The sequence below is a fragment of the Marinobacter algicola DG893 genome, assembly GCF_000170835.1.
Classification (GTDB): Bacteria; Pseudomonadota; Gammaproteobacteria; order Pseudomonadales; family Oleiphilaceae; genus Marinobacter; species Marinobacter algicola.
Map to the genome: position 1 here is coordinate 328,727 of NZ_ABCP01000002.1, position 23,336 is coordinate 352,062.

Consider the following 23,336-nt stretch of genomic DNA (forward strand, 5'->3'; position numbering starts at 1 on the left):
TCATAGCGGGAACCACTCACTGTTGAAGAACCTCGCCAGCCAGCCCATCTGGTTGGCCTGGTCGAAATCACCGGTACCGCCGTAGGCAATACGGGCATCAGCAATACGATTGGATGCCACGGTGTTGTCCGGCGAGATATCCTCCGGGCGAACAAGCCCGGTCAGGCGGATGTATTCATCGCCGTTGGTCAGCGACAGCCATTTCTCGCCTCTGATATGGAGAACGCCGTTTGGCAGGACTTCCGTGACGGTTACGGTGATATTACCGTTCAAGCTGTTGCTCTGGTCCGCTTCTGCCTGGCCCTCGAAATCCCTCTCCAGGTTGAAGTCTGTTGCCAGCCCAATGTTGCCCTTGCCTAGAATTTGCGGGTCCAGCATGGAAACTTCATTATCTTTGGTAATGCTGCTTTCAGCGTTCTTGCTGGCACGGGTCGACTCTTCGAGGGTCACCGTAAGGATGTCACCGACATTCAGCGCTACGGTGTCGCCATAGAGGCTATAGTTCCGCGAGGACTGGTAGATAGCGCCGGATTCAGGGTCTCGCTGCATCATCGCTTCGGCACGCACCGGTGCGTACTGAGGATCATCCGGAATTGCTCGTGGCCGGCTCATGGCGGTACACCCCTGAAGGACAACCAGGATTGCCACCAGCGCAAAAGTGCCGCCGTGATGTCTGGTCGCTCTGTTGTTGGTAATGATGGGTGTCATGATTCCCCCTTCCTGCCGTCCGTTACCGTTTAACCAATGTTGTTGGTTATGAACTGCAGCATCTGGTCGGTTGCGGAGACCACCTTTGAGTTCATCTCATAGGCGCGCTGGGTGGTGATCATGTTCACCAACTCTTCCACCACTTCCACGTTGGAAGCTTCCACCATGCCCTGCTCCAGGGTACCCAGGCCGCCAATACCGGGTTCGCCCTCGGCGGGATCACCACTGGCATTGGTCGCTTTGAACAGGTTGTTACCGATCGCCTGCAGGCCTTGGGGGTTAATGAAATCCACCAGGGTAATTTCGCCCAGGTTCACAGGGGCTGCCTGATCATCGGTAACCGCCGATACTGTACCGTCCTTGCCGATGGTGATGTTAGTGGCGTTCTCCGGAACGTTAATGTTCGGCTCCAGGGTGTAACCATCGGGGTTGACGATGTCGCCGTTGGAGTTCAGTTGGAACTGACCATCGCGGGTATAGGCAATCTGGCCGTCCGGAAGCAGGATCTGCATGAAACCACGGCCGTTCACCGCCATGTCCAGAGGCTGCTCGGTAACTTCCAGGTTGCCCTGGGAAAACTGCTTGGCGGTGCCGACGATGCGAACACCGGTACCCAGCTGGAGACCGGACGGCAGCTCCGAGTTCTGGGTATTCAGACCACCGGGTTGCCGGTCGATCTGGTACAGCAGATCCTGAAACACCGCGCGGTCGCGTTTGAAACCGGTGGTGTTCACGTTGGCCAGGTTGTTGGAGATCGTGGACATATTGGTGTCCTGAGCGCTCAACCCGGTTTTGCTGACCCAAAGTGCTGGATGCATGTCGTCTACTCCTTGCCGGGGACGTTTCCAATGCGGCGGATTTTTGCCGCTTCTACGCTCACCCGGACGATGTTCATAGGGTTTATCAGAGGTTCTGCAACAGTCGTGCCGAAGCCTCGGCATTCTCGTTGGCGGTGGTCATTATCTTCACCTGCATTTCGTACTGACGGGACAACTGCAGGTTGGAGATCATCTCTTCCACGGCGTTCACGTTAGAGCTCTCCAGAAATCCTGACGCGACGCGCATCGTGGCATCCGGCGGCTCCGGACCATCCAGCGCCTGGTCCGCCTTGCGACGAATAAATCCGTCTACGCCTTTTTCCAGCGCGTCCCGGGGAGGGTTCACCAGCTTCAGTCGATCCACTTCAACCAGCTGATCCGGCGGACCGCCAACAGGAACCACGGAAATGGTTCCATCCGCGCCAATCTGCACGTTATCGAACGGCGGCAGTGCCACCGGTCCGCCATTCCCCATGACCATCTCTCCGCTGGAGAGACGCATCAGGCCATTGACGTCGATCTGCATGCTGCCGGAACGGGTGAATACTTCCTCGCCCTGCTGATTCTGCACGGCCAGCCAGCCATCGCCCTCAACGGCAACGTCCAGCTTGCGACCAGTGTCCATCAATGCACCGGCGGACAGGTCTGTTCCAGGCCTCTCGGCCATGGCATAGGCACGGGTGGGATGGTGCTCACCAAAAACGGGCATACTGCGGGCCTGGGCGAAATCCGCCTTGAAACCGGTGGTACTGACGTTGGCCAGGTTATTGGCGTGGGCGCGCTGGGACAGCATGTTCTGCTTGGCGCCGGACATTCCTAGATAGAGGGCTTTGTCCATGGGAAAACTCCTGCCGGAATATTGACTGTTTCCAGTCTTTCCAATGTTCTAGCAGGAGTTGTGCCATGTTCACATTTCAGGATTAGCGGAGGTTGATCACCGTCTGGGTAACGGCGTCGGAGGTCTCGATCGTCTTGGCGTTGGCCTGGTAGTTACGCTGGGCAATGATCAGGTTTACCAGTTCCGCCGACAGGTCCACGTTGGACTCCTCGATGGAGCTGGCCTTGATCGACCCCAGAGTTCCGGTATCAGGCGCACCAATAATCGGCTGGCCGGACTCGAAGGTTTCAACCCAGGTGGTTTCGCCCACCGGCGAAAGACCGTTGGTATTGTTGAACGAAGCCAACGCGACCTGGCCCAGGGACTGGGATTGACCATTGGTGTACCGGGCAAACAGAACACCCTGATCCGACACATCGAGGCCCGACAGCCTACCGGTGGCATACCCGTTCTGACGCTGGTCGTTCACCCCAAAGTTGCTGCCGTACTGGGTGGTATTGCCGAGGTCCAGCACGAACGCCGAAGTGGTCGGGGGCTCTGGAATGGGCGTGGTGATATTGTCACCCGGTCCTGGAGGGCCATCTGCGCCGTTCGGCGTGCCGTCGGCATCTTTCGGCGTCCAGTCGCTGATCAGAATCTCGCCATTGGGATCACCGTTCACGGACTGCAACTCCCCGTCCTGATCGAAGCGAGCCTGGTAGGGGTTCTGATCGGTACCGGCCACGAATTCACCGTCGATCTGCAGGTAGACGGACCACTCACTCACACCCACACCATTACCAGGAGCGGGTTGCTTCACGTAGAACTGGGTCATCTCGTGAGAGTTGCCAAGGCTGTCGTAAACGGTGGTCGATGTTGCGTGGTTGTAGGTACGCTGATCCAGCGGATTGAACTGGTTGGTGATCTCAATATTGCGCGCGTTCCATGAATCCGTAAGGTTCGTGGCACCGCTGGTTGACGCAATATCGGTAATCTCCCGATCGGCCTGTGGCCTCACCGTGCCAACGGTTGTCTCCGGCGCCTGGTTCGGGCCGTCGCTGGTAAAACCGGCGGTGACGTTGTTGCCGCGGTTGTCGATCAACCTCAGGTTACCGCCTGTGAGTGACGCCGAAATCGTCGGCGCCTGGGCGTTGTTAATCGCACTGACCAGCGAAGCAGCATCGGTCACACCCGTCGTATCCACGGGCACAGTAACGCCACCTACCGCAAGGTCAAAACTGAAGTTGCCAGCCGCAATGGCGGCGTTCAAATCCGCCTCGGACATCCCCTCATAGGTAGTGGTTGCGGAGGCAGAAAGACCGTCCTGCCCATTGAGCACATCCACAACGTCAGCCGCTGAGAAATCCGTCGCTCCCGCAGCGTTGATGGGTACGCTCACTACACTGCCATCTGCGTAGGTGATTTCGAAGGTTTCAGAGGGAAAGCCAGTGGCTCCGGCGGGGGCCGTATAGTCGCCCATATCAGCAACACGGCGCTCCAACACGGTTTCCCGGGAATCCAGGTTCAGGTCCGAGCGCAGATTCGTGGTGCGGCGAGGAGCCAGGTTATCGGTTTCAATCTGCAGGTCACCACGAATACCGGAGAGGTTGCCGTCATCATCGGCCACGAAGCCCTGCACGCGCATGTTCTGGTTGTTGGTGACAAAGCCGTCTTTGTCGATACCGAACTGGCCGGCACGGGAGTACCGCACCTCACCGCCGTTGTTAAGCACAAAGAAGCCGTCGCCGTTGATGGCAAGGTCCAGGCCGTTGTCAGTAAAACTGATATTGCCCTGCCCGAAGTTCTGTTTCACATCCTGTACCCGTACACCATCCCCAATCGGATTGGTGCCGGCACTCAGGAAGCCACTGGCGTACAAATCGCCAAACTGCGCCTGACTGCTCTTGAAACCAACTGTGCTCGCGTTGGCAATGTTGTTACCGGTGACATCCAGATCCACCGATGACGCCCTTAAGCCGCTAAGACCTGTATTAAAAGCCATACTTCACCTCTTGAATTTCACCGGTATCAATTAATCTGCTGAACATCTTGCAGGGCGATCGAGCCCATCCCCGCCAGGTTCAGAGTAATGCTGCCACCCTGCCCCAGCGACACACTGTCGACATTGGCACTGACCATGGTGCCCAGTTGCTCAAGCCCGCCGGGGTATGAAGCTTCTGCCACCACCTTGTAGCGTCCTGGTGGCAAACTGTTGCCGTTGCCATCCTTGCCGTCCCAGTTGAACGCTGTCTGGCCTGGCTGCTGCTCTCCCATATCGATTTGCCGTACCCTTTCACCGGACTCATTCTCAATGGATATCCTCAACCCTGACGTGGTGGCCGGAACCGACACGTTGCCGGAGATTTCACCGTCCGCACCGAGCACACCAATAGATGACGGTGCCAACACCGTACGCCCGACCATTGCGGAGGCCTGCAGTGCCTGGGTGGACCGGAACTGGCTGGCCATGTCGTCGACACTGCCGGACAGGCTCTGCATTTCTTCCAGGGAGCTGAACTGCGCCAGCTGGGAGATGAATTCGCCATTATCCTGCGGCTCAAGAGGGTTCTGGTTCTTGAGCTGCGCGATCATCAATTCCATGAACTCGTTCTTGCCAAGCTCGCTTCCCTTGGCCGTCTGCTCCTGCTGTAGCCGAAATTTGCTCAGCACATCCGAGGCGTCTGCCGGGTTAACTGCGCTCATGATTCAATCCTCGCTCGGTTACTGCTGACCCAGGGTCAGGATGCGCTGCATCATGGATTTGGCGCTGTTCATAATGTCCACGTTCATCTGGAAGCTGCGCGACGACGACATCATGTCCGCCATTTCCTCAACCACGTTGACGTTGGGATAGAACACGTACCCATCTTCGTTCGCGGCGGGGTGATCGGGCTCGTAGCGCATCTGTAACTCGGCGTCGCTCTCGACGATGCCTTCGACCCGGACGCCTGCACCCGGGCCTGTGTCGCTTCCAAACGCCAGGCTCTGCTGAGACGGATTCAACATGGACTGCTGTATTGCCGCAAAAACAGGCTTACGGGCGCGATAGGTCTGGTCCGTACTGGAACTGGCGGTCTCAGCATTCGCGATGTTGGACGCAGTGGTGTTCAGCCGCAGCGACTGGGCTGTCATACCGGAACCGGCGATGTCGAAAATATTACCCAGAGACATGATGGTGCTCCTCAATTAGTGGCTGCGCCCAGTTTTACTGGCCAGAGAGTGCCTTTTTGATACCTGAAACCTTTCCGTCCAGGAACTGGAAACTGGCCTGGTAATCCATGGCGTTGCGCATGAAGCGGGTCTGCTCCTGCTGGGCATCCACCGTGTTTCCGTCCACAGAGGGCTGGTGAGGTACCCGATAGAGTAATTCGCTGTCGGCACCCATGGACGAGGTGTCCATGTGAGACTCGTGGGTACGGGTCATGCCGAAACCACTCATGCTGTCCTGGGCCTTCTGCATCATCGCCTGAAAGTCCACATCCCGCGCTTTGTAGCCCGGGGTATCAGCGTTGGCGAGATTGTTGGCCAGCACCTCCGCACGCTTTATCCTGCCTTCCAGGGCGTGCTGATGAATGCCTAATGCTTTGTCCAGGGAAATTGCCATAGTGCCTCCGATTCCTGCACACGGCGTTGGTCGTTTTGCCGTTTGTGCGTTCTTGCAGAGGTAAAAGCAATCGCAATGCCAGTTTTCAGGAGGTGTTGCGGTGTGCGGGCTGAGGCAGGTATCGGCTTATCAGAATCGTAAATTTAGGGCGGAAAGCGGCAAGGGATTTCCCCCGCGCCGGGGGCGGGGGCAACGGGGCGGCAACTAGTGGGGCCAGCGCCTGACAAACTCTTTGGGTTCAGGCCTGGGTATGCTGGGCTTGTTCGCACTGACACTGCCGGTATACAGGAACCCGGTTATGATCTCATTGTCCTGCAGCCCCAAGCCTCGCTTGATAGCTGGATCGTGCGCCATGGCACCGGTACGCCACATGCCTCCAAAACCGGCGGATTCAAGAGCCAGCAACAAATACCCCATCCCCACCGCGGCCGACATGGACTGCTCGATCTCCGGCACTTTGGGATGGGACTGGTAAGACGCAATGCCCACGATCACCATAGGCGCCCGCAGTGCCTTCTTGCAGCGTTTTTCCCGCTCCTTTTCCGAGGCGCCGTCGCCACAGGTGGTGGCAAACAATTCACCCAGGGCGTTCAATGCCTCGTCTCCCTCAATAATCAGGTACCGCCAGGGCCTCAGCAACGCATGGTCCGGCGCCCTCGCGGCGCAGGCAAAGGCATTTTCAAGCGTTGCCGGGTCCGGTGCTGGCGCCTCCAGGCGTGGCTCTGAAGATCGTTTTACCAGGGCTTCCATTACTGCTGTCATATCGCCTCGCTGTGATTGATTTCAATACGTCAGTTCGGGCCAAACGACCGTATGAATTGTGGCACGGATGGTTTACTGTTAGTCTTTAGTCTAAGTACTTTCCACTATCAGAGAGTACTATCTACCTTAAAAACGATAAGCGAGCCGGTAGACGCCCTATGAGCCAACAGCAAACATTCCGCGATTTCGCGGACTTCTATCCGTACTACCTCGAAGAACATAGCGATGTGAACTGCCGCAGACTTCACTTCGTCGGCAGTCTACTGGTCATCCTCGTTGCACTCTACGCCATTGTAACGGCCAAGTTCCTCTATCTGTTGCTCCTGCCCCTCATCGGTTACGGGTTTGCCTGGATTGGCCACTACGGTTTCGAGAAAAACCGACCCGCCACCTTTAAACACCCACTGTACAGCCTTATGGGCGATTGGGTGATGTTCAGGGACATGCTCATCGGGCGGATCCGTTTCTGAATGATGAGCGCACCGATCGACCTGCGTAACGCCAGTACCAGTGCCAGCAAGGCCTCCGTACTTGACTCGCAGAACCATCCGATTGCCATCCCGCCCATGCCGGATTACAACGGTAGGATACTGGCGTATACGGCGACGGCTGGCATTATTGTCTCAGGCGTGCTGCAGGATGTCTTCGGCCTGTGGATGCTGTGGTTGCTTTCAGGCGCACTGACCTGGCCGCACATCGCCCACCAACTTACCCGGCGGACGTTTCTCCGTAACTCATCCCGTATTCGCCAGAAAATGCTGTTAACGGATTGTGCCATCGGAGGCGGATTCGTCGGCTGCATTGGATTGATTGCCATACCCTCGGTCGCCGTCGCGCTGATGCTGATGTTCAGTTGCCTGATCGTGGGCGGCATCCGCCAGTGGCTGTTTGGCACCATGATCATGGCGGCTTGCGGCGCCATCGGCGTTGCCATTGTGGGCCCCGCCGAGTCGCTGCAATCGCCGATGATCACCAGCATTATCGCGATCAGTGCCACCGGCCTCTATATCTGCGTGACTGCGTTCTACTCCCACCAGCAGGCCCGCGCGCTGATGATGGCAAAAACCCAGATCCAGAATCAGCGGGAGCAGTCCATCGCCCTGTCCCACAAACTGTCCAAGTACCTGTCACCGCAGGTGTGGCAGTCCATCTTTACCGGTGAAAGGGACGTGCGGCTGGAAACGCAACGCAAGAAACTGGCCGTCTTCTTCTCCGATATCAAGGGTTTTACAGAACTCTCCGAAGAAATGGAGCCGGAAGCTCTGACGGAACTGCTGAACCACTACTTCAACGAAATGTCGGAAGTGGCCCTCAAATACGGCGGCACCATCGATAAGTTCGTTGGCGACTCCATCATGATTTTCTTCGGCGATCCCACTAGCCGGGGACAGAAGGAGGACGCATTCGCCTGCGTGTCCATGGCGGTGGAAATGCGCAAACACATGAAAATCATGCGGCAGAAATGGCGCAGCCAGGGCATCAAAACACCACTGGAAATCCGCATGGGCATCAGCACCGGCTACACCACCGTTGGCAACTTCGGCGCCGAGAACCGCATGGACTACACCATCATCGGCAAGGAAGTGAACCTGGCCAGCCGCCTGGAATCCCTGGCTGAACCCGGTGAAATCCTGATCTCCTACGAAACCTTCTCGCTGATCAAGGACCGCATCATGTGCCGCGACAAGGGCGAGATCACCGTGAAAGGCTTCGGCCGCCCGGTGTCCATCTACGAAGTGGTGGATTTCCGCCGCGACATGGGCCCCAACCGCAGTTTCCTTGAGCACGAACGCAGCGGCTTTGCCATGTACCTGGATTCGGAAAAAATCACCGAACGGGAGCGGGAATCCATCCTGTCTGCGCTTGAGGACGCCGCTGAGCGACTACGCCAGGAAGAAGATTCCTGACCGTTCCCGCCGTGACATCTACTGCCTGATCAGCCGTGGCCCCACCGCCTCTTCCGGGTCGGTGCTGCGCCAGGGGTTGATATCAAGGCCACCCCGCCGAGTATAACGGGCGCAAACCGACAGCTTCTGCGGCTGACAACGGGTCATCAGGTCGGTAAACATCGTTTCCACACAATGCTCATGAAAGTCCTGCTTCTGGCGAAAACTCACTATGTATTGCAGTAGCCCTGCCCGGTCCATCGCCGGACCGGTGTAGTCAATCAGCACCGTTGCCCAGTCCGGCTGGCCGGTCACCGGGCAATTGCTCTTCAGCAGGTGGGAACACAGTTTTTCCGACACCACCTCACCAGCCGCCTGCAGGCTGTCCGGGTTATAGTCGTAACCCACGGAGTCCACGTCCTCATCGTCGATCAGCACAAAGCCTTCCGGCCGACCGACCGCCCTCGCCCCCTGATCAACACTGTGCAGATCTACCTGCACCGCGGCGCCGCTCGCGCTGGACAGGTCGCGGGCAATCACGTCCCGGACCTGGTCGGCAGAGGAAAACACTGTCTGGTTCAGGGAGTTCAGATACAGCTTGAGGGACTTCGACTCAATAATGGACGGCGACGCCGAAGGCACCCGGATTTCCGCCCAGGCCACTGCAGGCACACCACCGCTGCGCAACCAGGAAATCTCCCAGGCCTGCCACAGGTCTTCCCCGAACCACGGCCAGCGACCATCCTCCAGCCCGATGCGGCGACGGTTTTCCTCCCGTGCCACGGGAAACAGCAGTTGCGGATCGTAGGCATCCGGGTAGTCGCTGGACTTGCCCAGCGGGGCGTCAATAAGGGCCATGATCAATCCTGGGAAACGTTCATCAGTGACGTATGCCTTTACCGCGCGCCAACATGCGCAGGGAAATGGCAGACAGAATGGCAATAAACAGCAAAATCATACCAAGGGCAACGTAGGGATTAACATCCGACACGCCCAGAATACCGTAGCGGAAGGCATTCACCATGTAGAGTATCGGGTTGATCATCGACACCCCTTGCCAGAACCCCGGCAGCAGGTCGATGGAGTAGAACACCCCGCCCAGGTACGTCAACGGTGTCAGAACAAACGTCGGCACAATGGAAATATCATCAAACTTGGTCGCGAGCATGGCGTTGATAAAGCCACCCAACGAAAACAGCGCCGATGTGAGGAACACCGTCAGGATGACCATTGGCAGATGATGGATCGACAGCTGCGTAAAGCCCAGGGACAGCAGCGTTACGATCAATCCAATGCCCAAGCCCCGGGACATCCCACCGGTCACATAACCGGCAAGGATCACCCAGTTTGGTACAGGTGATACCAACAACTCCTCAATGCTGCGCTGGAACTTCATGGAGAAAAACGACGACACCACGTTGGCGTAGGAACTGGTGATCACCGACATCATGATCAGCCCTGGAACAATGAACGCCATATAATCGAAGCCGCCCATCACCCCAATGCGCGAGCCAATGAGGTTGCCGAAAATAATAAAGTACAGCGTCATGGTGACCGCCGGTGGCAACAGGGTTTGTGGCCATATCCGCATGAAGCGACGGATTTCACGGGTGACGATGGTTTTATAGGCAGTCAGCATCGCATCCGTTCTCATGCGGTTTCTCCCTGTGTGGTGTTACGGGGGTTGTTGTCCTCAACCATGCGGATAAACAGCTCCTCGAGTCGATTTGCCTTCGTGCGCATGCTGACCACGCGAACGCCCTGCTCTTCCAACTGGACGAACATGCCGTTCAGGCTCTGACCTTTTTCCACATCCACCACCAGGGCACCCTCGTCATCCATGTGACTGAAGAACCCTTCAAGCACCGGCGCCTCCTCAAGCGGCTCCGCTGTATCAAGCACGAAGGTTTCAGAGCTCAACTGCTGCAGCAATGCTCGCTTGCTGGTGTGACGCAGGATTTTGCCGTGATCAATGATGGCAATGTTGCGACACAGGGCTTCCGCTTCCTCCAGGTAGTGGGTGGTCAGAATGATAGTGGTGCCCTGTCGGTTCATCTCTTCCAGGAACGTCCACATGGAGCGGCGCAACTCGATATCCACCCCGGCCGTGGGCTCATCCAGGATCAACAGCTTGGGTTCGTGCACCAGCGCCCGGGCAATCATCAGCCGCCGTTTCATGCCCCCAGACAACATCATGGCCGGCGTATTGCGCTTGTCCCAAAGCCCAAGCTGGCGAAGGTACTTTTCCGCGGACTCCGATGCCTTCTTCAGAGGAATACCGTAATAGCCCGCCTGGGTGGTCACGATGTCGAACACCTTCTCAAACTGGTTAAAGTTGAACTCCTGGGGCACAACACCCAGGTTCAGTTTGGCGTCCGATAGATGGGTATCGATGTCAGAGCCGAATACGCGAACCTTGCCCGCGCTTTTATTCACCAGTGAACAAACAATGCCAAGGGTGGTGGACTTCCCCGCCCCGTTGGGGCCAAGCAAGGCAAAAAAGTCACCTTCGGCGACATGCAGGTCAATCCCTTTCAGGGCCTGGAAGCCGTCGCCATAGGTCTTGACCAGACCTTCGATTTCAAGTGCGTTGGTCATAGTGAATCCAGAGCTGCAGGGGCCACTGACAATGCTGCTGCCGCGGCCAATAGTGGAGTAGTAAAAACAAAAGCTATAACTGGAGGCCCGGAAAGTGAAATTCAAGTAGTTCGGCGCAATCCCACTACACCGACTAAAACCCCAAACTGCGACAGGTTTCCCGATATGGCACCAGTGCCGTCCTTATAATGCCGGTTACAACAACTTACAAAAGGTCTTGCACCACCGACCGAACGCCAGGGAATGTACGCGCCACCATGAGATCCGCTCACTTCACATCTGCATTACCGTCTCTGATTTGCCCCCTCGCATTAACGGTCCTGCTGGCCGGGTGCTTCGGTGGCGACGGCAGCGGCGGAGATGACGGTTCACGCACCGGACAGCTCATGCCGGCAGGTATCTCCGGGCTCACCTATTCCACCGCCAGCCGCAACGGCACCACCGACGCCAACGGACGCTTCAACTACTACCCCGGTGAACGGCTCAGCCTTCGCGTTGGCAACCTGCAACTGGCGGATGGCGTCCCCGCGCGGTCCATTGTCACGCCTCTGGAATTCTTCCCGGACGTGCGGACCGCGCTGGAGATACCAGGCACCACCGACGAAGGACTGCAGAACCACCGACTGACAGAGCAGCAACTGATCCAGGATGAGGTTACCCTGATCAACATGACGCGGTTTCTACTGGCGCTCAACTGGAGCCTGAACCTCTCCAGCGGCCAGGGCATCGACATACGGGAGCGGGTTATTACGCAACTGAATGCCGCACTACCCGATCTGGACGCGCCGATCGACTTCAACGTTCCCGAAAGTGATTTCGCACAAGGCGGCAACTCCCCGTCTCCCGCCAACCAGTTGCTTCAAAGCATCTGCTTCTATCCAGCCGACGATGAGCTCTGCGAAGACCCACCCACGGAAGAGGAAATCGCCAACGCGGACCCCCGCCCGGAAGAAGAAGAGGATCGTGACGAAGACGTCGAGTATCGGGAAGATCTGCAAAGCAAACGTGACCGCATCCTCAACGCCGTCCGCAGCCTTGAGGATGTCGACGTCGAGAACGCTGAGGGTTATCTCACGCGCGAACTGGATACCATCACCACCCGACTGGCCAATCGTTATTACCTGGACGATTATGTGGCGGAATTCCCCGCTTCGGATACCGCCATCAAAACCGTGCGGGTACGCAAGATAGCCGATCAGCCGCAACTGGATACCATCGAAGCCATCAGCACCCGCGATCAGGATGTGGTGGTGCACTCTTTCGACTGGCAGTCAGCGTCTGTGGAGTATTTTGTTGCGGGTGAATCCGGAGGAGAATCCGAGCTGTTGGTGAACTTCCGCCCCGAGGGTACCTACCGATGGGTGAAGAAACAGCTCAGGGTACTTATTCAATAATTGCTCGATAACCCGAGCCGTATCAGGCGCCGACAATGCGTGACAGGTTCCAGCGGGATTCGGCGCCAGTCACGTCGTAGTGCTCCGGGTTCAACCCTTCCGTGCCATGGGGCAGGCACTCGGCCACTGTCAGAGTGTCATGTGCGCCACGCCCTTCATTGTATTTTGCAAGGTCCACGATCCGGGCGGACTTCAACGGCCGGCGGTCGCAGTCCGTCATCACCATCACCTTCGGCCACAACCGACGCTCAGGCGCATGAGAAACCACAATGCCGCGCTGGCCGTCGTTCAGTTCAACCAGGCTGCCGGTGGGGTAAATGCCAATGGCCTGGATAAACTGCTCCACCAGGTCCTCCTGGAATTCTATGTTGCGCATCTCATACAACAGTGTGACCGCACGGGCCGGCGTCATGGGCTCCGCTGAAGTCCGCGGGCCAATCAGTGTCTCGAAATACTCCGACAGCCCAGCCACTTTGGCCAGCAGAGGAATCCGGTCGCCCCGGACACCTTCCGGGAAACCAGATCCGTTATGCCGTTCGCGGTGGCCCTGAACAACACTGAGAACCGCGCGGGATAAGCCGCTGTCTGCAAGCTTCGTAACGCCGCGTTCCACGTAGGTGCGGTACACGGAGAAGTCCTCGGAATCCAGTTTGCCCTCATTGGCAAGAATGCGGGCAGGAAGGTCCAGCTTGCCGACCTGAGACAGCAGGCAGCCCATCCCAAGGTGATTGAGAAGGCCTTCGTTCAGGCCCAACTGACGACCACAGACCAGTGCCCATACAGCCGTATTCAGGGAGTGCCGATAGGTATAGTTGTCATGGTGACGGGTGCGGCTAAGCCACAGCATGGCGTCAGGGTTGCGAACAACGCTGGAAACCATTTTCTGGGTGACGATGGCCACCCCTCTAAGGTCTGGCGCTTCATGCTGACGAACAGCCTCAAAAACCTGATTCAGCGACGCCTCCGCATCCATCATCAGCTTCCTGGACACCTTCAGCTCTTTACGCATGGTCGTTACGGTGTCGTACTTGACCGGCTCCTTGATGTTGAGCGGCGGCAACTGGACCGATTCGCGCTCATGCCCTGAGCGTTTGGTCGTGCGGCTGAAGACACGCTTTCCAGGTTTGGTCTGTTCGATGGCCTCGCGAACCTCGGCCTCATCGATAATCACCCACTTGCAATGAGTGACCAGCGAACGCACGTCGTTCTGGGAGCGGATGTGAAAGCCCTGGATGGGGAAAGGCGTCTGATGCCACGGGCGATCGAGATCGGACACAAACATGCCAATCTCCAGATCGTGTACAGCAATTTTCTTTTGACGGACTCCCACGGGGCACCTCTACACGTGCACGAATCGATAATCACTATTGTGACGCCCGCTCCGAAAGAGTCCATTACATTTATGTAGTGTGAAGTAACCGGAACGCGACAGGGAGTAACTGAAACTATCATCAGGAAACAAATTGTAGCAATGTGACACCATTCACATTACTGACAGGTCGTTGCCGGGCTATTCGTCGTCACAAACCGAATCATCCAGCTCAGGCGGCCGGGCGTGAAGTGATCCACGGGGGGATTTGCGGCTATAGATAGTGTAAGGCACCGCTGAAGCCCGGATATAGTCGATGTTCTCGGCATCATCGCCACTACCCCGAACGGTCTTGACGGGCTCACAGGACACCAGCAGATCCAGTGACGAACCAATATCAGTGACGCGTGCCGCCGGATCACCGGCACTAATCGTCATGCAGCGCTTGCCAGCCGCCGACGCGCCCGTGCGGGCAACACGGTCCAGCCCTTCGCTACCGCAGGCCCGGATACCCTCGCCGCAGGATTGATCAGCAGCAGCATGACTGTCATCCACCAAACGCCATTCACGGGCACTGCATTGGGTTTCAACGGTAATGGGTGTGGACTGGTTATCCGCCACCCACCAGCCGGGGTATTCGGCAGTCTGCCACGTCAATTTCACCTGGCGGTCTTCGCCAGCAGAATTCTCTGCGGGAAACACCGCATAGTGTGTGTAGTAGGATGCGCACCCACTCAGGACAAGTGGCAGAACGGCGGCGAAAGGCCTCATGAAAAAGAAGTATCTGTTGAATGTCATTCAGGTGAAAACCGTCTATTGATCCGCAAACTGTAGGCCAAAACCGTCGTTGGTCTTACGCACCACCACCATATCCAGCACGGGTGCAGGTACCGGAAGGCCCTGCACCTGAACCTGAACGCTGTCACCGATCGACGGTGCGAAGGGTTCGGTGTCGACGACGATAAAAACGCCGCCATCGGAAATGTCCCTGGTTGAGAACACGAATTCACCAAGTTCTTCATGGGTAACCCGAACCTTCGCACTCATTGCTGTGCGACCGTGCACTCTTCGATCATTCCCAACCATAGTCTGTAGGCCCACCACTTTTTACATAGTTTTTATAGTCTTCCGAAGCATAACACCATTTCCGCGATAAGTTGGCAACGGTGTATTGACACTCAGCGCAACACAAATAAGAATAGTTGGCATTGTTAACTACCATTACGTCTCACTACACATTTAAAGATCACCCCTTACCCAAAACCAAAAAGGAAGTCCCACCATGAAAATGAAACTTGCGGCGACTGCCATCGCAGCAGCCTGCGCGCTGCCCCTGCAGGCCAGCGCTGACGGCGAGGTCAACATCTACTCCTACCGCCAGGCTTACCTGCTGGAACCGCTGCTGAACGCGTTCCAGGAAGAAACCGGTATCGAAACCAACGTGGTCTTCGCCAAGAAAGGCCTGGCCGAGCGACTGGAGCGTGAAGGACGCAACAGCCCTGCGGACCTGGTGATGACGGTGGACATCTCCCGCATCAACGAGCTGGTCGAGCGCGACCTCGTTGAAGGTATCGAGAACGACACTCTCCAGAACAATATCCCGCAAAACCTGCGTCATCCTGATGGCAAGTGGTTCGCCCTCACCACCCGCGGCCGGCTGATCTATGCCTCAAAGGAGCGTGTTGAAGAAGGCGAGATCACTACCTACGAGCAACTGGCGGATGAAAAGTGGGATGACCGCATCTGTACCCGCAGCGGCAAGCACCCTTACAACATTGCCCTGTTCTCCTCCATGATCGCTCACCATGGCGAAGAAGCCACTGAAGAGTGGCTGGAAGGCCTGAAAGACAACCTGGCACGCAAGCCCCAGGGCGGTGACCGCGACCAGATCAAGGCCATCCATGCCGGCGAGTGCGACATTGCTATCGGTAACAGTTATTACTACGGCAACATGCTGAACGACGAGAACCAGCGCGAGGCCGCCGAGTCCGTCCGCCTGGTGTTCCCGAACGCAGATGGCCGTGGCACACACATCAACATCAGCGGTATCGCCCTGACCAAAAGTGCGCCTAACCGTGACAACGCCATTCGCCTGATGGAGTTCCTGTCAGAGCCGAAGGCACAGCAGATTTACGCCGAGGCCAACACCGAATATCCGGCCAACCCCAGCGTAAAACCCTCCGGCATGGTGGCCGAATGGGGTGAGATCAACCCGGACGACCTGTCTCTCCAGGAAATCGCGGAGAACCGCAGCGCAGCGGTGAAGATGGTTGATCGCGTCGATTACGACAACTAAACCAGCCATGTGTTGAAAAAGCCGGGACTCAGGTCCCGGCTTTTTTGTACAATCCGCACCCTATTCCCAATTCACCCAAAGGAAACCTATGTCCGAGGCCATTGAACAGACCGGGGCGAGATACCCCCTGCTGGCAAAAAGGACCTCGAAACGCTGGCTGATCACCGCCGCAGTGACCACCGCTATCGTGGCGCTTCCGGTACTGTCGGTACTTATCCTGGCGTTGTTTCCGGAAGAAAACATCTGGCCTCACCTGCTGAACACCACGCTTCCCCGCTATCTGGTCACCACACTCCAACTCATGGCCGGCGTGGCTTTCATCACGCTGGTAATCGGCCTCGCCAGCGCCTGGGCGGTCACCATGTGCGACTTTCCCGGCCGAAAGTTTTTTGAATGGGCCATGCTGCTGCCCTTTGCGGTGCCGGCCTATGTCATCGCTTATGTCTATACCAGCCTTCTGGACTACGCCGGACCGGTTCAGACCGCCATGCGGGACTGGTTTGGCTGGCGCAACGCCGCCGACTACTGGTTCCCTGAAATTCGCAGCCTGGAAGGCGCCACCCTGATGATCGGCCTGGTGCTCTACCCTTATGTGTACCTACTGGCACGGGCTGCGTTCCTGGAGCAATCCCCTTCCCTGTTTGCGGTCAGCCGCAGCCTGGGACATTCTGCCATCAGCACCTTCTTCCGGGTGGTGCTGCCGATTGCACGGCCTGCCATTGCGGTTGGCCTGTCGCTGGTCTTGATGGAAACCCTGAACGACTTCGGTACGGTGGATTTCTTCGCCGTGCAAACCCTGACCGCCGGCCTGTTCGACACCTGGATGAACCTGGGGAACCTGGGAGGCGCCGCGCAGATTGCCACCACCATGCTGGCCTTCGTCGTTATCCTGGTTACCCTGGAGCGCTATTCCCGGCGCAAACAGCAACAGTTCGCGGCGCGGGACAACCGCGAGCCAATCCGTCGTTTCACCCTGTCACGCCCGCGCCAATTTGTCTGTGTAGCCGTTTGCCTCGTTCCGGTGATCTTCGGCTTCCTGTTGCCGGCTGCCACCCTTGGTCACTATGCCTGGGAATACTTCGACGAGAGCTGGAACCCGGACTTCGTCCGCAACACGCTGAACAGCCTGTTTCTCTCGGGAACCGCCGCGCTGACCACGCTGATCATCGGGGTCACCCTCGCCTACAGCCGCCGCCTGCACGATACCCGGGGCATGCGCGTGATGATGCGGCTGTCCAGCCTGGGCTACGCTATGCCCGGCGCCGTGCTCGCAGTGGGGGTGATTGTGCCGCTGGCAGGTTTCGACAATTGGGTGGATGGCATCCTGAGGGACAACTTCGGGGTCAGCAGTGGGCTGCTGCTGAGTGGTACCGCCTTTGCCCTGGTGTTCGCCTATACCGTTCGCTTCCTGGCAGTTTCCGCCGGTAGTGTGGAAAGTGCCCTGCAGAAAATTACACCCAGCATGGACATGGCTTCACGCTCCCTGGGGCATTCACCGGGCAACACACTGTTGAAGGTTCATTTGCCAATGCTGCGCGGCACCTTGATTACGGCCGCGCTGGTGGTATTCGTGGACTGCATGAAGGAACTGCCGGCGACGTTAATCCTGCGGCCATTCAACTTTGAAACCCTGGCCACCTACGTTTATCAGTTTGCCTCAGACGAAAAACTGGCCCACAGCGCACTGCCGGCGCTGATCATCGTGCTGGCCGGCATCATTCCGATCATCCTGATGAGCAAGTCCATTTCCGACACCCGGGCCATTAGCTGACGTTCGCCGCCTTCACCCGACAGCCGGGAATTCCGCCTAGATCACCGAACGGGAATGCGCACCCTGAACCACAAAGCGGCCCTGAAAAACCGCAACGGGTTCTCTGACGGGCTCCGTGGTGGGTTCGCCGCAGTACACTTCAGCAATCAGGGAAAGCCGGCCCTTGCCATGGCGGGCCAGGCTTTTTCGGAATCGGTCAGGGACTTCGCCGCCGGGGAGGCGGCACAGGGCGAAGAAGTTCGTGTCTACAGGGTCAATGTGCTCGATCTCACCGACCTGGATCACCACGTTTCCGGCCAGCCCAAGGTCAGTCAATACCAGTTCAACCAATCCCCAGGCGGAAATCACCGCAACCGAGTAAACACTCCCCCCGAAGCCAGTCCCCTGATGGTTGTGGTTGGGAGCCAGCGGAGCACTGACCAATAACGCGTGGCCGTCATAGGAAACCAGCTCCACACCCAACGCTTCGGAGAGCGGAATCATGTCATGAATGCGTTTCTGAAACCGGGCTAACTGAGTCATATTCCCTCCTGAATATGTCTTCAGTTTATGCCCGTTTCAATGCTTTCCCTATGCGACTTACGTCGGTTTTCTCTACTGCCAGATGACCGGCTCACGTTTTGCGTACCAGGTGTCCACATTTTCCTGGTACGCATCCTCCACCACATTGCGCTTCAGTTTCAGGGTGGGCGTCAGGAAGCTGTTCTCGATGGACCATTCATCGCTGACTACGGTAATGAACGCCAGTTGCTCGTGGGGGTCCACGGTCTTGTTCACGTCCGCAATCAACTTCTTGAAGCTGGCCTCAATGTCCTTGCGGAAGGCTTCATCGGCCATCTTCGGACGAATCTCCTCGCCCAGCATTACCAGCGCGTGGGGTTGTGTCTGGTTGGCGCCAGAGACACATACCATCTCAATGGCCTCGTGGGACATCAGGCGGTTCTCGATCGGCGCGGGGGCGATGTACTTACCCTTGCTGGTCTTGAAGATTTCCTTGATGCGGCCAGTCAGCTTCAGGCGCCCCATCTCGTCGATTTCGCCCTTATCGCCGGTTTTCAGGAAACCGTCCTCCGAGAACGTCTCGCGGGTTTTCTCTTCATCCTTGTAATACCCCATCATGGTGGCCGGGCTCTTCACCAGCACTTCGCCCTCGTCGCTGATCTTCATTTCCACGCCGGGTAGCGCTTCACCTACGTAGCCGGTGCGGGAACGGCCAGGCTTGTTCATGTGGGAATAGGCAAAGTTCTCGGACATGCCGTAGCCTTCCAGCAGTTCCAGCCCCAGGTTGCGGTACCAGTCCAGTACATCGTTGGACAGGGGGGCGGAGCCACTGCCCGCCAGTTTGACCTTGTTCAGGCCCAGCCCTTTGAGCACCTTCTTCTTGATCAGCTTGTTCAGCAGCGGAACCTTCAGCAGCTTTTCCAGTTTCTCCTTGGGCAGCTTCTGCAGAACGCCGTGCTGGAACTTCACCCATAGACGGGGCACTGACAGGAACAGCGTGGGCTGTGCCCGCTGCAGATCCTGGACAAAGGTGTCCAACGACTCGGCAAAGAACAGCTGGAAACCGGAGTACAGCGAGCCCAACTCCACAAACGTGCGCTCGAAAACGTGCGCCAGCGGCAGGTAGGACAGCATGCGCTCTTCCGCGCCAACGCCCAGCACCTGGGTGCCACCGGCGGCCGCAAACGCCATGTTGCGGAAACTCAGCATAACGCCCTTCGGCCGGCCGGTGCTGCCAGAGGTGTACACAATGGTGGCCAGCTCATCCGCATCCCGCTGGGTGTTCTCTTCCAGTGGCGGGTACTTGCCCACAAGGTCGTCCCAGGTTTCAAAATCGTTGGGCGGGCTCAGTGGGTAAGAAATACAACGCACGGACTCCGGCACGCCGGACTTCATCAGGTCCCAGTCGTCCAGCTTACCGACAAACAGAACTTCGCATTCACTGTGGTTAAGGATGTAGTTCACCGTGTCCGCGTTCAGGGTCGGGTACAGTGGCACGGAGATATGGCCCGCCATCCAGATTGCCCAGTCCGACATGATCCACTGTGCGCAGTTCTTGGAAACGATGCCGACCCGGCTCTTCTCCGGCAGGTTCAGGGATTTCAGGTACGAGGCCATCCGGCGGGCTTCGTCCACCGCACGTTTCCAGGTGTATTCAACAACCTTGCCGTCGCCAATGGGCTGAGTCATGTACAGGGAATCCGCCTTGGCGTTTTCCCAGTGATAAACCATATCCAGGGGGAGTTTGTCAGTGGTGTCCATGGACCTTCCTTGCGTTGTGTTATTTTTGAGTTATCGGTGTTTTTAGTATGTAAGGGCTGCACTGCATTAGACTTTAGTAGCCTATTTCACCACAGCCGTCACCGTCAAAACGTGACGGAACTAAAACTATTCCACTTCACATGTACTTTCAGCCGGCATACTGCCGCGCAAATCCCTGTAAAAGGTACCTTCCCTTACCCATCAATCCAATAGCCTGTGATAAACTCCCGCCCCATTATAAAACGCGCGTTCGATCTCCCGGCGCGCCAAACAGTCAGAACAGACCCGGAGACCGGTTTATGGCCAACAAGATTCTGCGCACGCTGATCGGCACCGCCCTACTGGCAATGGCGGCCATGGCACCCGCCATTGCACTGAGCGACGAACAGCGAGTAGTCGCCATCACCCAGATTGTGGAGCATCCGGCACTGGATGCTGTCTACCAGGGCATCAGGGACGAACTGGAAGCACAGGGATATAACGACGGCGAACAGGTTCGTATCATGCACGAAAGCGCCCAGGGCAACGCCGCCATAGCGTCACAGATTGCCCGCAAATTCGTGGGTGAAGGCCCGGACGTGATCGTCGCCATCGCTACACCGTCGGCACAGACCATGGTCGCCGCCGCTCGCCAGACACCTGTGGTGTTCTCCGCCGTGACCGATCCGGTGGGCGCCAAACTGGTGAAAAGCCTGAAGGCTCCGGGAGCCAACATCACCGGCGTGACCGACATGCTGCCCATCGAACGCCACCTTGACCTGCTCGAACGCGTAGTACCGGACGCCAAGCGCATCGGCACGGTGTACAACCCCGGCGAAGCCAACGCGGTAGCACTGGTGGAACTGCTCGAAGAGCGCCTGCAGGCCCGTGGCATGGAACTGGTTAAAGCCGCCGCCACCAAAACCTCCGAAGTGCTCGGTGCTGCCCGCTCCCTGGTTGGCAAAGCAGACGCCATTTACCTGACCACCGATAACACCGTGATCAGCGCCGTGGAAGCCGTCATCTCCGTGGGCGAGCGTGCCAGCATTCCGGTCTTCGCCGCTGACACCGCCACCGTCGGCCGTGGTGCCGTTGCTGCCCTTGGCTTCGACTACTACGACCACGGCCGCCAGACCGGCGCCATGGTGGCCCGCATTCTGGAAGGTGCCAACCCCGGTGACATGGATGTGGAATCCGTGGACACCCTGGAACTGTTCGTGAACCCCGCTGCCGCAGAGCGCATGGGCATTACCCTGTCCGACGACCTGATCAGCGACGCGAAAAAAGTCGTAAACAGCGACAAGTAACCCACTGTTAGCGGGCGGCCTCACAAGGGCTGCCCGTTTTCATTTACGGTGACCCTATCCCATGCTTAGTAACATTGCCTTTTATGGCGCCATCGAAACCGGCCTGATCTACGGGCTGGTCGCCTTCGGTATCTACCTTTCGTTTCGCGTACTGGACTTCCCGGACCTGACCGTGGACGGCAGCTTTCCCCTGGGCGCCGCCGTGGCAGCCGTCCTTATCATTGAAGGCGTTAACCCCTGGCTGGCCACCGGCGCCGCCGTTATCGCCGGCATGGGTGCCGGTGCGGTAACCGCATTGCTGAACGTCAAACTCAACATTCTCAACCTGCTGGCGTCCATCCTCACGATGATCGCGCTGTACTCTGTGAACTTGCGCATCATGGGCCGGCCCAACATTGCCCTGCTCACCGAGGAAACCGTGCTCACACCCTGGTACGACCTTGGCCTTGCCTACCATCAGGTGCCGGTACTGTTGTTTATCATCGTGGTGATGGTAAGCCTGTTGTTGCTGTGGCGTTTCATGAAATCCGAAACCGGGCTGGCCATGCGCGCCACCGGCGCCAACCCGCGAATGGCCCGTGCACAAGGTATCGCCACCGGTGCCATGATTGTGCTGGGGGTTGCCGTCTCTAACGGCTTGGTAGGCCTCGCCGGTGCCCTGTTCGCCCAGAGCCAGGGCGCTGCAGATGTGACCATGGGTGTGGGCGTGATCGTGATCGGCCTGGCCTCACTGATCGGTGGTGAAGCCGTGCTTACGCCGTCTACGGTTCTCCGAGCCCTGATTGCCTGTGTGATCGGCGCCATCGTCTACCGCCTGGCCATTGCCCTGGCGCTGAACGCTGACTTCCTGGGGCTACAGGCCCAGGACCTGAACCTGATCACCGCCGTGCTGGTCACCCTGGCCATTGTGCTGCCCGGTGTTCGCACGTCCGTTGCCGCGCGGTTTACCCGCAAAAAGGCCTGAGGAGGAAGCATGATTACAGCAACCGACCTGACCCTCACCTTCGGCAAGGGCACGCCGCTGGAAAACCCGGCCCTTCGAGGCATGAGCCTGACCGTCAACCAGGGCGAATTCGTCACCGTGATTGGCAGCAACGGCGCCGGCAAATCCACCTTCCTCAACGCCCTCGCCGGTGAGGTGATGGTGGACAGCGGCAACATCATCGTCGACAACCAGGACGTAACAAAGCTGCCCACCCACAAACGCGCCGGCCGGGTAGCCCGCGTATTCCAGGACCCGCTGGCGGGCACCTGTGAAGGCCTGACCATCGAGGAAAACCTGGCCCTGGCCATCAAACGTGGCCAGCGCCGTGGGCTGAGCGCAGCCGTAAAAGCCCGCTACATGGACCAGTTCAAATCCAGCCTGGCCTCCCTCAACCTGGGCCTGGAAAACCGGCTGGGCGACAAGATGGGCCTGCTTTCCGGCGGCCAGCGCCAGGCCGTAAGCCTGTTGATGGCCAGCCTGACACCCTCCGCCATCCTGTTGCTGGACGAACACACCGCCGCGCTGGACCCGAAAACCGCCTCCTTCGTGCTGGACCTGACCACACAGATCATTGAAGAACAGAAGCTCACCGCGCTGATGGTCACCCACAGCATGAAACAGGCGCTGGAAGTGGGCGACCGCACAGTGATGCTGCATCAGGGCCAGGTGGTGTTCGACATCGCCGGCCAGGACCGGGAAGGACTGGAAGTGAAAGACCTGCTGGAACTGTTCGAGAAGCAGCGCGGGCTGGAAGTGGACGACGACAGTTTGTTGTTGGGCTAATCACGCTCGCCGGCAAACTCGTCTACGGGGCACCTTACATGCCCCGTAGACAGTTTG

General features: G+C 57.9%; 24 protein-coding genes. 8 read left to right on the forward strand and 16 right to left on the reverse strand.

The window, feature by feature from the left end:
- The 8 genes from flgH to MDG893_RS03755 form a co-directional block, all read right to left on the reverse strand.
- Positions 1-708, reverse strand: coding sequence for a flagellar basal body L-ring protein FlgH (gene flgH / locus MDG893_RS03720; RefSeq protein ID WP_007152385.1), 708 nt, complete (start codon positions 706-708; stop codon positions 1-3).
- 29 nt (positions 709-737) lie between these two features.
- A complete protein-coding gene (flgG, locus tag MDG893_RS03725) occupies positions 738-1,526 on the reverse strand; it encodes a flagellar basal-body rod protein FlgG (protein ID WP_007152386.1) in 789 nt (262 codons plus the stop codon).
- A gap of 85 nt (positions 1,527-1,611) precedes the next feature.
- A complete protein-coding gene (locus MDG893_RS03730; protein WP_007152387.1) occupies positions 1,612-2,364 on the reverse strand; it encodes a flagellar basal body rod protein FlgF in 753 nt (250 codons plus the stop codon).
- Positions 2,365-2,446: 82 nt separating this feature from the next.
- On the reverse strand, positions 2,447-4,345 hold the full coding sequence (locus MDG893_RS03735; protein ID WP_040474234.1) for a flagellar hook protein FlgE: 1,899 nt from the start codon (positions 4,343-4,345) through the stop codon (positions 2,447-2,449).
- A 26-nt stretch (positions 4,346-4,371) separates the two neighbouring features.
- Entirely contained in the window at positions 4,372-5,046 is a 675-nt protein-coding gene (locus tag MDG893_RS03740; RefSeq protein WP_007152389.1) for a flagellar hook assembly protein FlgD, read from the reverse strand.
- 18 nt (positions 5,047-5,064) lie between these two features.
- Positions 5,065-5,514 carry a flagellar basal body rod protein FlgC gene (flgC, locus tag MDG893_RS03745; RefSeq protein WP_007152390.1) on the reverse strand — a complete coding sequence of 150 codons (450 nt, stop codon included), beginning with the start codon at positions 5,512-5,514 and terminating at the stop codon, positions 5,065-5,067.
- 34 nt (positions 5,515-5,548) lie between these two features.
- Complete coding sequence (gene flgB, locus MDG893_RS03750; RefSeq protein ID WP_007152391.1) at positions 5,549-5,947, reverse strand: flagellar basal body rod protein FlgB; 399 nt, start codon at positions 5,945-5,947, stop codon at positions 5,549-5,551.
- 204 nt (positions 5,948-6,151) lie between these two features.
- Positions 6,152-6,709, reverse strand: coding sequence for a nitroreductase family protein (locus MDG893_RS03755; RefSeq protein WP_040474235.1), 558 nt, complete (start codon positions 6,707-6,709; stop codon positions 6,152-6,154).
- Between the two features lie 158 nt (positions 6,710-6,867).
- On the opposite strand from MDG893_RS03755, the gene MDG893_RS03760 reads away from it, so the two are divergent.
- Both MDG893_RS03760 and MDG893_RS03765 read left to right on the forward strand, forming a co-directional pair.
- Entirely contained in the window at positions 6,868-7,179 is a 312-nt protein-coding gene (locus MDG893_RS03760) for an Mpo1-like protein (protein WP_007152393.1), read from the forward strand.
- Positions 7,180-8,616 carry an adenylate/guanylate cyclase domain-containing protein gene (locus MDG893_RS03765; RefSeq protein WP_007152394.1) on the forward strand — a complete coding sequence of 479 codons (1,437 nt, stop codon included), beginning with the start codon at positions 7,180-7,182 and terminating at the stop codon, positions 8,614-8,616.
- 18 nt (positions 8,617-8,634) lie between these two features.
- Here MDG893_RS03765 and queF read toward each other — a convergent pair whose 3' ends face one another.
- From queF to MDG893_RS03780, 3 genes are read right to left on the reverse strand one after another with little or no spacing between them, the layout of a single operon-like run.
- Positions 8,635-9,453: an NADPH-dependent 7-cyano-7-deazaguanine reductase QueF gene (gene queF, locus MDG893_RS03770; protein ID WP_007152395.1), complete on the reverse strand. Its 819-nt coding sequence runs from the start codon at positions 9,451-9,453 to the stop codon at positions 8,635-8,637.
- A gap of 22 nt (positions 9,454-9,475) precedes the next feature.
- A complete protein-coding gene (locus MDG893_RS03775) occupies positions 9,476-10,249 on the reverse strand; it encodes an ABC transporter permease (RefSeq protein WP_007152396.1) in 774 nt (257 codons plus the stop codon).
- Positions 10,246-11,193, reverse strand: coding sequence for an ABC transporter ATP-binding protein (locus MDG893_RS03780; RefSeq protein WP_007152397.1), 948 nt, complete (start codon positions 11,191-11,193; stop codon positions 10,246-10,248). The genes MDG893_RS03775 and MDG893_RS03780 overlap by 4 nt, the downstream gene beginning before the upstream one ends.
- Positions 11,194-11,450: 257 nt before the next feature.
- Between MDG893_RS03780 and MDG893_RS03785 the strand changes: the two genes are divergently transcribed.
- Entirely contained in the window at positions 11,451-12,587 is a 1,137-nt protein-coding gene (locus MDG893_RS03785; RefSeq protein ID WP_040474236.1) for a hypothetical protein, read from the forward strand.
- Between the two features lie 22 nt (positions 12,588-12,609).
- Here the strand turns inward: MDG893_RS03785 and MDG893_RS03790 are convergent, their stop codons facing one another.
- From MDG893_RS03790 to MDG893_RS03800, 3 genes are all read right to left on the reverse strand, one after another.
- Entirely contained in the window at positions 12,610-13,917 is a 1,308-nt protein-coding gene (locus MDG893_RS03790; RefSeq protein ID WP_040474237.1) for a cyclic di-GMP phosphodiesterase, read from the reverse strand.
- 180 nt (positions 13,918-14,097) lie between these two features.
- Positions 14,098-14,694 carry a hypothetical protein gene (locus MDG893_RS03795; protein ID WP_007152400.1) on the reverse strand — a complete coding sequence of 199 codons (597 nt, stop codon included), beginning with the start codon at positions 14,692-14,694 and terminating at the stop codon, positions 14,098-14,100.
- A gap of 15 nt (positions 14,695-14,709) precedes the next feature.
- Complete coding sequence (locus MDG893_RS03800; RefSeq protein ID WP_036208246.1) at positions 14,710-14,982, reverse strand: PilZ domain-containing protein; 273 nt, start codon at positions 14,980-14,982, stop codon at positions 14,710-14,712.
- A 196-nt stretch (positions 14,983-15,178) separates the two neighbouring features.
- Here MDG893_RS03800 and MDG893_RS03805 point away from each other — a divergent pair, with 196 nt between their 5' ends.
- Together MDG893_RS03805 and MDG893_RS03810 are read left to right on the forward strand one after the other, a co-directional pair.
- Positions 15,179-16,192: a Fe(3+) ABC transporter substrate-binding protein gene (locus tag MDG893_RS03805; RefSeq protein ID WP_007152402.1), complete on the forward strand. Its 1,014-nt coding sequence runs from the start codon at positions 15,179-15,181 to the stop codon at positions 16,190-16,192.
- 88 nt (positions 16,193-16,280) lie between these two features.
- Entirely contained in the window at positions 16,281-17,963 is a 1,683-nt protein-coding gene (locus MDG893_RS03810; RefSeq protein WP_007152403.1) for an ABC transporter permease, read from the forward strand.
- A gap of 36 nt (positions 17,964-17,999) precedes the next feature.
- Here MDG893_RS03810 and MDG893_RS03815 read toward each other — a convergent pair whose 3' ends face one another.
- Both MDG893_RS03815 and MDG893_RS03820 read right to left on the reverse strand, forming a co-directional pair.
- The gene (locus MDG893_RS03815; protein WP_007152404.1) at positions 18,000-18,485 is read right to left on the reverse strand and encodes a thioesterase domain-containing protein; all 486 of its coding nucleotides are present in this window, start codon (positions 18,483-18,485) and stop codon (positions 18,000-18,002) included.
- A gap of 72 nt (positions 18,486-18,557) precedes the next feature.
- A complete protein-coding gene (locus tag MDG893_RS03820; protein WP_007152405.1) occupies positions 18,558-20,225 on the reverse strand; it encodes an AMP-binding protein in 1,668 nt (555 codons plus the stop codon).
- Positions 20,226-20,524: 299 nt separating this feature from the next.
- On the opposite strand from MDG893_RS03820, the gene MDG893_RS03825 reads away from it, so the two are divergent.
- The 3 genes from MDG893_RS03825 to MDG893_RS03835 all read left to right on the forward strand — a co-directional run bounded on the left by MDG893_RS03825 (position 20,525) and on the right by MDG893_RS03835 (position 23,279).
- Complete coding sequence (locus MDG893_RS03825) at positions 20,525-21,511, forward strand: ABC transporter substrate-binding protein (RefSeq protein WP_007152406.1); 987 nt, start codon at positions 20,525-20,527, stop codon at positions 21,509-21,511.
- A gap of 61 nt (positions 21,512-21,572) precedes the next feature.
- Positions 21,573-22,475 (forward strand): ABC transporter permease, encoded by a 903-nt coding sequence (locus MDG893_RS03830; RefSeq protein ID WP_007152407.1) that lies wholly within the window; start codon positions 21,573-21,575, stop codon positions 22,473-22,475.
- A gap of 9 nt (positions 22,476-22,484) precedes the next feature.
- Positions 22,485-23,279, forward strand: coding sequence for an ABC transporter ATP-binding protein (locus MDG893_RS03835; RefSeq protein ID WP_007152408.1), 795 nt, complete (start codon positions 22,485-22,487; stop codon positions 23,277-23,279).
- Positions 23,280-23,336: the final 57 nt, after the last annotated feature.

Coding starts and splice junctions, on each gene's coding strand:
- MDG893_RS03775 (WP_007152396.1), bottom strand. CDS start 10,249: ATGAGAACGGATGCGATGCTGACTGCCTATAAAACCATCGTCACCCGT.
- MDG893_RS03735 (WP_040474234.1), bottom strand. CDS start 4,345: ATGGCTTTTAATACAGGTCTTAGCGGCTTAAGGGCGTCATCGGTGGAT.
- MDG893_RS03760 (WP_007152393.1), top strand. CDS start 6,868: ATGAGCCAACAGCAAACATTCCGCGATTTCGCGGACTTCTATCCGTAC.
- flgH (WP_007152385.1), bottom strand. CDS start 708: ATGACACCCATCATTACCAACAACAGAGCGACCAGACATCACGGCGGC.
- MDG893_RS03820 (WP_007152405.1), bottom strand. CDS start 20,225: ATGGACACCACTGACAAACTCCCCCTGGATATGGTTTATCACTGGGAA.
- flgB (WP_007152391.1), bottom strand. CDS start 5,947: ATGGCAATTTCCCTGGACAAAGCATTAGGCATTCATCAGCACGCCCTG.
- MDG893_RS03730 (WP_007152387.1), bottom strand. CDS start 2,364: ATGGACAAAGCCCTCTATCTAGGAATGTCCGGCGCCAAGCAGAACATG.
- MDG893_RS03830 (WP_007152407.1), top strand. CDS start 21,573: ATGCTTAGTAACATTGCCTTTTATGGCGCCATCGAAACCGGCCTGATC.
- queF (WP_007152395.1), bottom strand. CDS start 9,453: ATGGCCCTTATTGACGCCCCGCTGGGCAAGTCCAGCGACTACCCGGAT.
- MDG893_RS03815 (WP_007152404.1), bottom strand. CDS start 18,485: ATGACTCAGTTAGCCCGGTTTCAGAAACGCATTCATGACATGATTCCG.
- flgC (WP_007152390.1), bottom strand. CDS start 5,514: ATGTCTCTGGGTAATATTTTCGACATCGCCGGTTCCGGTATGACAGCC.
- MDG893_RS03825 (WP_007152406.1), top strand. CDS start 20,525: ATGGCCAACAAGATTCTGCGCACGCTGATCGGCACCGCCCTACTGGCA.
- flgG (WP_007152386.1), bottom strand. CDS start 1,526: ATGCATCCAGCACTTTGGGTCAGCAAAACCGGGTTGAGCGCTCAGGAC.
- MDG893_RS03755 (WP_040474235.1), bottom strand. CDS start 6,709: ATGACAGCAGTAATGGAAGCCCTGGTAAAACGATCTTCAGAGCCACGC.
- MDG893_RS03780 (WP_007152397.1), bottom strand. CDS start 11,193: ATGACCAACGCACTTGAAATCGAAGGTCTGGTCAAGACCTATGGCGAC.
- MDG893_RS03785 (WP_040474236.1), top strand. CDS start 11,451: ATGAGATCCGCTCACTTCACATCTGCATTACCGTCTCTGATTTGCCCC.
- MDG893_RS03740 (WP_007152389.1), bottom strand. CDS start 5,046: ATGAGCGCAGTTAACCCGGCAGACGCCTCGGATGTGCTGAGCAAATTT.
- MDG893_RS03795 (WP_007152400.1), bottom strand. CDS start 14,694: ATGACATTCAACAGATACTTCTTTTTCATGAGGCCTTTCGCCGCCGTT.
- MDG893_RS03835 (WP_007152408.1), top strand. CDS start 22,485: ATGATTACAGCAACCGACCTGACCCTCACCTTCGGCAAGGGCACGCCG.
- MDG893_RS03800 (WP_036208246.1), bottom strand. CDS start 14,982: ATGGTTGGGAATGATCGAAGAGTGCACGGTCGCACAGCAATGAGTGCG.
- MDG893_RS03805 (WP_007152402.1), top strand. CDS start 15,179: ATGAAAATGAAACTTGCGGCGACTGCCATCGCAGCAGCCTGCGCGCTG.
- MDG893_RS03810 (WP_007152403.1), top strand. CDS start 16,281: ATGTCCGAGGCCATTGAACAGACCGGGGCGAGATACCCCCTGCTGGCA.
- MDG893_RS03765 (WP_007152394.1), top strand. CDS start 7,180: ATGATGAGCGCACCGATCGACCTGCGTAACGCCAGTACCAGTGCCAGC.